Raw genomic sequence first — 7,956 nt, forward strand, 5'->3', positions numbered from 1 at the left:
GTCTTCGGCAGCGCCGCGACCACAGTGACATCGCGGAACGTGGCAACCGCACCGATCTCCTCGCGCACCAGCTTCACCAGTTCCGCGCGCAGCGTCTCCTCACCCGTGTCGACACCGGCCTTGAGCACGATGTATCCGGACGGCCGCTGCCCTTTGAGGTCGTCGCGAATGCCGACCACGGCACACTCGGCGACGGCGGGATGGCTGGCCACGACGGCCTCGATGCTGCCGGTAGACAGCCGGTGCCCGGCGACGTTGATCACATCGTCGGAGCGACCGAGAACAAAGACATAGCCGTCCTCGTCAAGGTAGCCCGAGTCGCCGGTGAGGTAGTAGCCGTCGAACGTGCTCAGGTATGACGCGACGAACCGTTCCTCGTCACGCCAGAGCCCAGCTAGGGTGCCGGGCGGCATCGGCAGCGCGATGACGATATTGCCTTCGGCCCCGGCTTCGACGGCGTTACCTTCGGCGTCGACCACTTCCACCCGATAGCCGGGCACCGGGACCGTCGGTGAGCCTGCCTTGATCTCCAGCTCCTCCAGGCCACGCAGATTCGCCACGATCGACCAACCGGTCTCGGTTTGCCACCAGTGATCGACGACGGGCACGCCGAGCTTCTCGCTCGCCCAGAAGAAGGTGTCCGGGTCGAGCCGCTCACCGGCGGCAAACAGGGTGCGCAGGCAGGACGTGTCGTACTTGGCGAGTTCCACCGCCTCCGGATCGGCCTTACGGATCGCGCGGATGGCGGTGGGCGCGGTAAACAGGGCCACGGCGCGGTGCTCGGCGATCACTCGCCAGAACGCGCCAGCATCCGGGGTGCCGACCGGCTTACCCTCGTACATGATCGTGGTCGCACCAGCCAGTAGCGGCCCGTAGACGATGTAGGAGTGGCCGACCACCCAGCCGACATCGGAGGCCGTCCACCACACCTCGCCGGGCTTGATGTCGTAAATGTTGCGCATCGACCAGGTCATCGCGACGGCATGGCCGCCGTTGTCGCGCACCACGCCCTTCGGCTTACCTGTGGTTCCCGATGTATAGAGAATGTAGAGCGGATCGGTTGCGGCCACCTCCACCGGCGCGGTCGGCGCGGCGCCGGCGACCGCCGTATCCCAGTCCAACCATCCGTAGTCTGCCGCCGAACCCGCCACCTGTGGACGATCCTTGACGATGACGGTCGACGGCGGCGTGGCGCTCAGGCCCAGCGCCGCCTGCACCATCGGCAAATACTCGATGGTACGGCCGGGCTCCAGACCACCCGAGGCGGTGATGATGGCGACCGGCTCGGCGTCGTCGATCCGAGTCGCCAGTTCGGGGGCCGCGAAGCCGCCGAAGACCACCGAGTGCACCGCACCGAGGCGCGCACAGGCGAGCATCGCGATGGCCGCCTCCGGAATCATCGGCAGATAGATCACGACGCGGTCGCCCTTGGTGACACCGCGGGCAGCGAGCACGCCCGCAAAGGTCGCGACCTCGTCGAGCAGTTGGGCGTAGGTATAGGTGCGCTGCTCGCCCACCATTGCCGAATCCCAGATCAGTGCGGGCCGGTCGCCATGCCCGGCAGCGACGTGCCGGTCGAGCGCGTTGGCGCAGGTGTTCAGGGTCGCGTCGGGGAACCATCGGTAGATGGGCGCATTCGACGCGTCGAGTGCCCGCGTCGGCGGCGACAGCCAGTCCACCGCCTCGGCGGCCTGAAGCCAGAAGCCTTCTGGATCGTCGATGCTGCGAGTGAATTCGTCGTTGTATGCGCCCACGAGTGCCACGCTAGCGACGCGGAGGCGTGTGCACCGTCACTTTCGCGGTGTGTGCCGCCTCACAATCGCCCGGGGAACGATAACGAAACGGTTACGGCCAAACGCCCGCGATGACCTGCACCAATACCCAAATCCAACGCTTGCAATTGTTAGCAGCACTGTGAGGTGGGCCACAAACCACCAGGTGACGGATGGTTTTCCATTTCGTAACGTGGTCTCCGGTCCGAATCGCCTAGCACTCAGCGCCCGGCGAGACAAGGAGGAAATACGACCATGAGCATCACCAAGAAGATCGCCACCGGCAGCCTGATTGCCGGCGCCCTGACGATTGTCCCGATGAGCGCCCTGGCCGGAACTGCGTCTGCCGCGAGCGGCAACTGGGACGCTGTCGCCCAGTGCGAGTCGGGTGGCAACTGGGCCATCAACACCGGCAACGGCTACTACGGTGGCTTGCAGTTCTCGCCGAGCACCTGGACCGCCAATGGCGGCGCCGGCCTGCCGCACGAGGCGAGCCGCGGGGAGCAGATTCGCGTGGCCGAGAACACCCTGGCCAGCCAGGGTGTGGGCGCGTGGCCGAGCTGCGGTCCGCTGCTGTATTCCTGATCGACTCGCGCATCGGCGCCCCCACGCGATGGGCGTCTGCGTAGATCACATCCACCCGCGCACGGCGGGGCTGGTCATCTCGACTGGCCCCGCCGTTCGTTTCTCCTCCCCACCGAGCGGTATCAGTAGCGAACTAGTCTGAGGTCATGGCTGGACTGACCCTCACCTCGCTCGGCGGTGCTGGCACCGTCACCGGATCCAAACACCTACTGCAGGGCGATGGCCATGCACTGCTGGTCGACTGCGGGCTGTTCCAGGGCATCAAGAACCTGCGCGAAGCCAACTGGCGCCCGCTGCCGGTCAACGCGTCGAGCATCGAGGCCGTCGTGCTGACCCACGCGCACCTCGACCACACCGGCTATCTGCCGCGGCTGGTGGCAACCGGTTTCACCGGGCGCATCTATTGCACGCCGGCCACTGCGGCGGTCGCCGAGATCATCCTGCGCGACAGCGCGCACATCCAGGTCCGCGATGCCGAGTTCGCCAACAAGCGCACAGCGTCCAAGCACCACCCGGCGCTGCCGCTGTACGCCCTCGACGACGTCGAAGCCACTCTGCGCCAGTTCGAGGTGCGACCGCCGCACGAGCCCTTCTCACCGCTGCCGGGCGTCGAGGTGACCTTCCGCGGGGCCGGGCACATCCTGGGCGCGTCCACCGTGACCGTCGAGTGGAACGGGAAGACGGTCGCCTTTACCGGCGATCTCGGTCGGTACGACGACCCGCTGATGTTCGACCCCGAGCCGATTGCGCATGCCGACGTCCTGGTCACCGAGTCCACCTACGGTGATCGGTTACGCGACTCGACGTCGCCGCTGGATGCGCTGGAGAAGATCGTCACCGAGACCCTTGAGCGCGGCGGCACGGTGCTGATTCCGGCGTTCGCCGTCGGTCGCACCCAATTGATCCTCTACTACCTGTGGCAGCTGCAGCGCGCGGGCCGAATCCCGATCGTGCCGGTCTTTGTGGACTCGCCGATGGCGATTAACGCGAGCGCCCTGCTACGCGACTTCCCCGGTCAGCACCGGCTCGACCCGGCGGTGACCGATGAGATGTTCTCCATCGCCGAGTACACGCGCGACGTCGAGTCGTCGAAGCTGATCTCCGCCGATCGGAAGCCGAAGATCGTGCTGTCGGCCAGCGGCATGGCCAGCGGCGGCCGGATCCTGCACCACCTGGCCGCCTTCGCCGGCGACCCGCGCACGACGATCGTGCTGGCCGGCTACCAGTCCGTCGGCACTCGCGGTCGTTCGCTCGCCGACGGTGCGAAGTTCCTCAAGCTGTACGGCGAGTGGGTGCCGATCAAGGCACAGGTCGCCGACCTGCACATGTTCTCCGCGCACGCCGACGGCGACGAGCTGATCCGGTGGATGGGCGGCTTCGCGCACCCACCGCGCCGCAGCTTCATCGTGCACGGCGAGCCGCAGGCCGCCGAGTCCCTCCGGCACCGCATGCAGCGGGAGCTCGGCTTCACCGCGACCGTCTCGCTCCCGAACCAGGTCTACGCGCTGTAGCCATCGTCCTCGCCCGCGTGTCGCGCCCCTCTCTGAATGTCGCCGCCGCTGGGCGGGTCGCGACTGTCGTAGAGAGTCGCGACACGGAGACGGCTATCGGGACGTCGGGGCGGCAGCGGGTCGCGGGGTGGGAGCGTCGCGAGGAACGTGATCACCGCCGCGCCGAGCAGGATCAGCGACTCGCGGGCCGCGAGGCCGGGAAGCAACAGCCACGGATTGTCGGTGGCGAGCAGGTTATCGCCGGTGGTCGGGCCCTGGGTGACCACCAGGAACGCCGTCGCCGCGCCGGCGAACCAGCGGGCCGCAGTGCCGCCGTAGCCGGCCAGGTAGACCAGCGCGGGCAGCAGGTAGACCCAGTGGTGGATCCAGCTGACCGGCGACACCATCGCGGCGGTCAGCCCGACCACCAGTGCGGCCGGGCCAAGACCGAGGCGGCGGTCAACGCGGCAGGCTAGCCACAGCCCGGTGAGCGCGGCAACCAGGGCGAGCACCGTGCCGACTGTGCGCCAAGCCGGGCCGAGCGCGGCGAAGGCCCCCGTGAGCGAGTTGTTGCCGGAGGTCGCGAAGAACGCGCCGAGGTCCACCTTGTCACTGAGGTGCCAGAAGGTGTCGGTAAAGAACGTCGTCGACGAGGCCGGGAAGACCGCGAACCCGACGATCGTCGCCCCGACGAATCCGGCCATCGTCCACGCGGCGTCACGCCAACGCCGGGCCGCCAGGAAGAAGAGCAGGAACAGCATCGGCGTGAACTTAATGGCACCCGCGACACCGATCAGCACGCCGCGCGGCAGTGCCCGGCCCAGGCGCGAGTCCCGGTCGCCGAACACGTCGGCAACGCACAGCGCCATCAGCAGCAGGTTGATCTGGCCGAACGAGAGGTGGTGATACAGCACGACGGTAAAGCGCGCGATCACCAGTGCCGCCACCAGCCGGAGCAGACGCAGCGGCCACGGCCCGGGTAGATACTTGTTCAGCACGTAGGCCAGCGCCAGCAGACTCGCGATGCTCCACAGCTGATACGCGGTCTGCGCGCCGAACAGCGTCGCCGGCCACAGCACGACGGCGGCGAACGGCGAGTAGGTGAACGGCAGCCCACTCGGCCCGATACCCGGGCCAAAGACGTTCGCGTCGTAGAGGTTCGCGCCGTCGTACGCCGCCTGCGCCGCATACCGGTAGACGTAGAAGTCGACGGGCGGAACGTGCTGCACGACGGCCTCGTATGGAACGACGAGCAGCGTGGCGACGATGCTCAGCACGGCCGCAGTGAACCACGGCCGCACCGCCTGCGGAATTGTCATCGCGGCACGCTCAACGAACCCAGCGCGACGCCGTCCCGGCGGCGACCGGAGACAGCGGAGTCATGCCGCCCACCCGTGCAGAACGTGCGCGAGGAAGCCACTGAAGATCACTAGTGTGCCCCCGACCTCGCCGACGATCAGCGCGATAGTCGCCGCGGTGAGTGCACGACCGGCCGGATGGTATTGGTTCTCGGTGTCCCGGCGCCAGCCGTGCAGGCAGTACGCGGCGATGGCTCCGGCGAAGAAGGCCACGACCACGGCGAGAGCGGCCACAGTGAGCCAGCTGGGCCAGGCGTTGAACTGCACGAGCGCGGCCAGCAGCAGGGTGGCGAACGAGTACATCAGCGCGGCCCGGTGCGCGATGTCGACGTAGAGGTGCGCGTGGCCGTCGGAGCTTGCGCTGATCGCGGCGAACTTCCACACGCCGAGCAGCAGCCCCCACAGAAAGAGCAGACCGGCGGCGATGAGCGCCAGTTCCGCCGCCAATTCAAGTTTCACATCGGCCAGCGTACGGCGCCTCCCCGGCTCAGCCCCGCCCCTCGCCTAGTCTGAAGTCCCATCGGACAACTCGGGGGGAAGGCGGCCTGCCATCGTTCGACTCGACTCCGCGGTGCGCGCCAAGCAGTTGGCGGCGGCCGCCCGCACGGTGCTCTCCCGCGAGGGCGTGGCCCGTACTTCCCTGCGTGACGTGGCGGCCGAGGGCGGGGTCCCGCTCGGCACCCTCCAGTACGTCTATCCGACGCGCGAGCTATTACTGCGCCAGGTTATCGAAGACCTCGTCGACCAGATCTCCACGATCTTCGAGTCGTCGCTGCAGTCGGGCACCGGCCTAGCGGACACCCTCCGGCTGGGCATCACCGACTTTTGGACCATCTTGGTGTCCGATCAGGACCTGCAGATCATGCAGTACGAGCTGACCACCTATTCGCTGCGCGCACCCGATCAGCAGCACTTGGCCCGCTGGCAGTACGCGTCGTACACCGCCGCGACGGCGCGCTGGTGTCGGGACGCCGCCGACCGTGCGGACGAGGTGTGCGCGGTCGCCTTCGAGCAGCTCGGTCGCCTCATCGTGGCCAGTATCGACGGCCTGATCCTGCAATACGTGTGCGACGCCGACGACGAGCGAGCGGCCGCGGACCTGGCAATCGTGATCGACATGGTGGTGCGCGTGGCTGATCCCCGACGACGCCCCGGCGAACCGCACGCCCGGCAGCGTCACAATTAGGTTAGGATTACCACATCGCCGCAGGTCAGAAGTGTTATAGGGTAGACAATGCTTCCTAGTCAGAAGGACGGATCGGTATTACCGTGGCCGCTATGAAGATGAATGAAGAACTCGAAAACGCTTTCAGCAAGCAAATCACCCTGGAATTCGAGTCCGCCCTGCTGTACCGGCAGCTGGCCATCGAATTCGACCTCAAGGATCTTCCCGGCATTGCCAGCTGGATGAAGACGCACGCCACCGAGGAACTGGCGCATGCCGACCGGCTGATCAAACACCTCACCGACCGCGACAACCACCCGGTCATCGGGGACATCCACCTCCCGTCGATCAAGATCAACAGCATCGCCGAGGCCTTCGAGATCGCCCTCGAAGCCGAGGAGAACGTCTCCGAGTCGATCCGCAGCCTGTTCCGCCTCGGCCACGACGTGCAGGACATCGACTCACGGCCGGTGATCGACTGGTTTATCGCCGAGCAGGTCGAAGAAGAAGCCACCGTGCGCGAAATCCTCGGTCGCGCCAAGCTCATCAACGACGACGGCTCCGGCATCTTGCGACTCGACGCCGAACTGGGCGCCGGCGGCGTGTAACCACTCGCTGCCCTCGAACGCGTCGGCCCCGATCAGATTCGGTCGGGGCCGTCGTGCATCGTCGTCGAGAATCTATCGCCGCCACCAGGTGCTAGAAAATGGCACCTGACGGCGGCGTTAACTGCAATGTCCACTCTGGTGCACCACCAATAGCCCATCGAAATGTTCGCCGGTGATTCCGGGGGCCGCCATCTGGCATTACCCAGGAATTCATTGGAACAGCGTGCAATTGCTCCACGTGATGTCGTCTCCCGTGAAATCCGCTCTTGCTCTCCTGTCCGCTGCGGCGTGTGCCGCCACCATCGCCGTCGCCCCAGCGCAGGCCGCACCGACCAAACCGCATCCGACACCGTTTCCGATCGGCGTTATCGCGACGGTCTACCCCTCAGACGTGAGTTCACACGGCGGGATCTATTACGACATCGTCGACGGTTTCAACGACCTCCGGGACCATCATCCGGCGGTGCTGAAGCAGAATCTGCAGACCGTCATCGACATCAACCAGGCCGCCAAGAACGAGCCCGCCGTGGTGAACCGGGCGTTGGCCGACGAGCACGACGACCTGCTGGAGACCATGTCCGATGCCCTCGGCACGCGGGTGGGCGCCCAGTTCCGCGCCGCACTCACCGCCGGCCGCCTCCCCAAGACCGAGCAGTTGCTGGCCGGCACCCTGGCCCGGGGCGGCGGCGTGGCCTCGTCGACGTTCCCCGAGAAGCTGGTGTTCAACTATCCGCGGCCGTTCGTGGTGGCTCCGAACAAGATCACCCAGTTCCACCGTCCCGGTGAGTCCGGCCCGTACCAGAACGACCCACTGTCGACGTCGTTCCCCTCCGGGCACACCAACCAGGCCACCTGGAAAGCGATGCTCTGGGCGCTAATGCTGCCCGAATTCGGCCAACCGCTGCTGGCCCGCGCCCAGGAGGTCGGTTACCACCGGATGGTGATGGGCGTGCACTATCCGCTCGATGTGATCGGCGG

General features: G+C 66.8%; 8 protein-coding genes. 5 read left to right on the forward strand and 3 right to left on the reverse strand.

Translation table 11 applies throughout. The features are described 5' to 3' along the window. Window positions 1-1,754: AMP-binding protein (locus tag WAW85_RS04780; RefSeq protein ID WP_422558501.1), on the reverse strand; the 1,754-nt coding region annotated here is incomplete at its 3' end. 273 nt (window positions 1,755-2,027) lie between these two features. On the opposite strand from WAW85_RS04780, the gene WAW85_RS04785 reads away from it, so the two are divergent. Beyond that, on the forward strand, window positions 2,028-2,357 hold the full coding sequence (locus WAW85_RS04785) for a transglycosylase family protein (RefSeq protein WP_422558502.1): 330 nt from the start codon (window positions 2,028-2,030) through the stop codon (window positions 2,355-2,357). A gap of 146 nt (window positions 2,358-2,503) precedes the next feature. Further along, a complete protein-coding gene (locus WAW85_RS04790; RefSeq protein WP_422558503.1) occupies window positions 2,504-3,868 on the forward strand; it encodes an MBL fold metallo-hydrolase RNA specificity domain-containing protein in 1,365 nt (454 codons plus the stop codon). On the opposite strand, the gene WAW85_RS04795 is transcribed toward WAW85_RS04790, so the two are convergent. Continuing rightward, on the reverse strand, window positions 3,856-5,166 hold the full coding sequence (locus WAW85_RS04795; protein ID WP_422558504.1) for a glycosyltransferase 87 family protein: 1,311 nt from the start codon (window positions 5,164-5,166) through the stop codon (window positions 3,856-3,858). The two genes, WAW85_RS04790 and WAW85_RS04795, sit on opposite strands and share 13 nt — an antisense overlap. 60 nt (window positions 5,167-5,226) lie before the next feature. Next, window positions 5,227-5,664 (reverse strand): hypothetical protein, encoded by a 438-nt coding sequence (locus WAW85_RS04800; RefSeq protein WP_422558505.1) that lies wholly within the window; start codon window positions 5,662-5,664, stop codon window positions 5,227-5,229. Between the two features lie 112 nt (window positions 5,665-5,776). On the opposite strand from WAW85_RS04800, the gene WAW85_RS04805 reads away from it, so the two are divergent. The 3 genes from WAW85_RS04805 to WAW85_RS04815 form a co-directional block, all read left to right on the forward strand. Continuing rightward, window positions 5,777-6,391, forward strand: a complete 615-nt coding sequence (locus WAW85_RS04805) for a TetR/AcrR family transcriptional regulator (protein WP_422558506.1) — start codon at window positions 5,777-5,779, stop codon at window positions 6,389-6,391. A gap of 92 nt (window positions 6,392-6,483) precedes the next feature. Then, complete coding sequence (locus tag WAW85_RS04810; protein WP_422558507.1) at window positions 6,484-6,978, forward strand: ferritin; 495 nt, start codon at window positions 6,484-6,486, stop codon at window positions 6,976-6,978. A 391-nt stretch (window positions 6,979-7,369) separates the two neighbouring features. Beyond that, window positions 7,370-7,956: phosphatase PAP2 family protein (locus WAW85_RS04815; protein WP_422558508.1), on the forward strand; the 587-nt coding region annotated here is incomplete at its 3' end.

Origin of the sequence: Gordonia sp. (in: high G+C Gram-positive bacteria), assembly GCF_049299075.1 — a bacterium.
Classification (GTDB): Bacteria; Actinomycetota; Actinomycetes; order Mycobacteriales; family Mycobacteriaceae; genus Gordonia.

Bases quoted from the DNA above. Each gene is read 5' to 3' on its own strand.
- WAW85_RS04785 (WP_422558502.1), top strand. From the start codon at position 2,028: ATGAGCATCACCAAGAAGATCGCCACCGGCAGCCTGATTGCCGGCGCC.
- WAW85_RS04790 (WP_422558503.1), top strand. From the start codon at position 2,504: ATGGCTGGACTGACCCTCACCTCGCTCGGCGGTGCTGGCACCGTCACC.
- WAW85_RS04795 (WP_422558504.1), bottom strand. From the start codon at position 5,166: ATGACAATTCCGCAGGCGGTGCGGCCGTGGTTCACTGCGGCCGTGCTG.
- WAW85_RS04810 (WP_422558507.1), top strand. From the start codon at position 6,484: ATGAAGATGAATGAAGAACTCGAAAACGCTTTCAGCAAGCAAATCACC.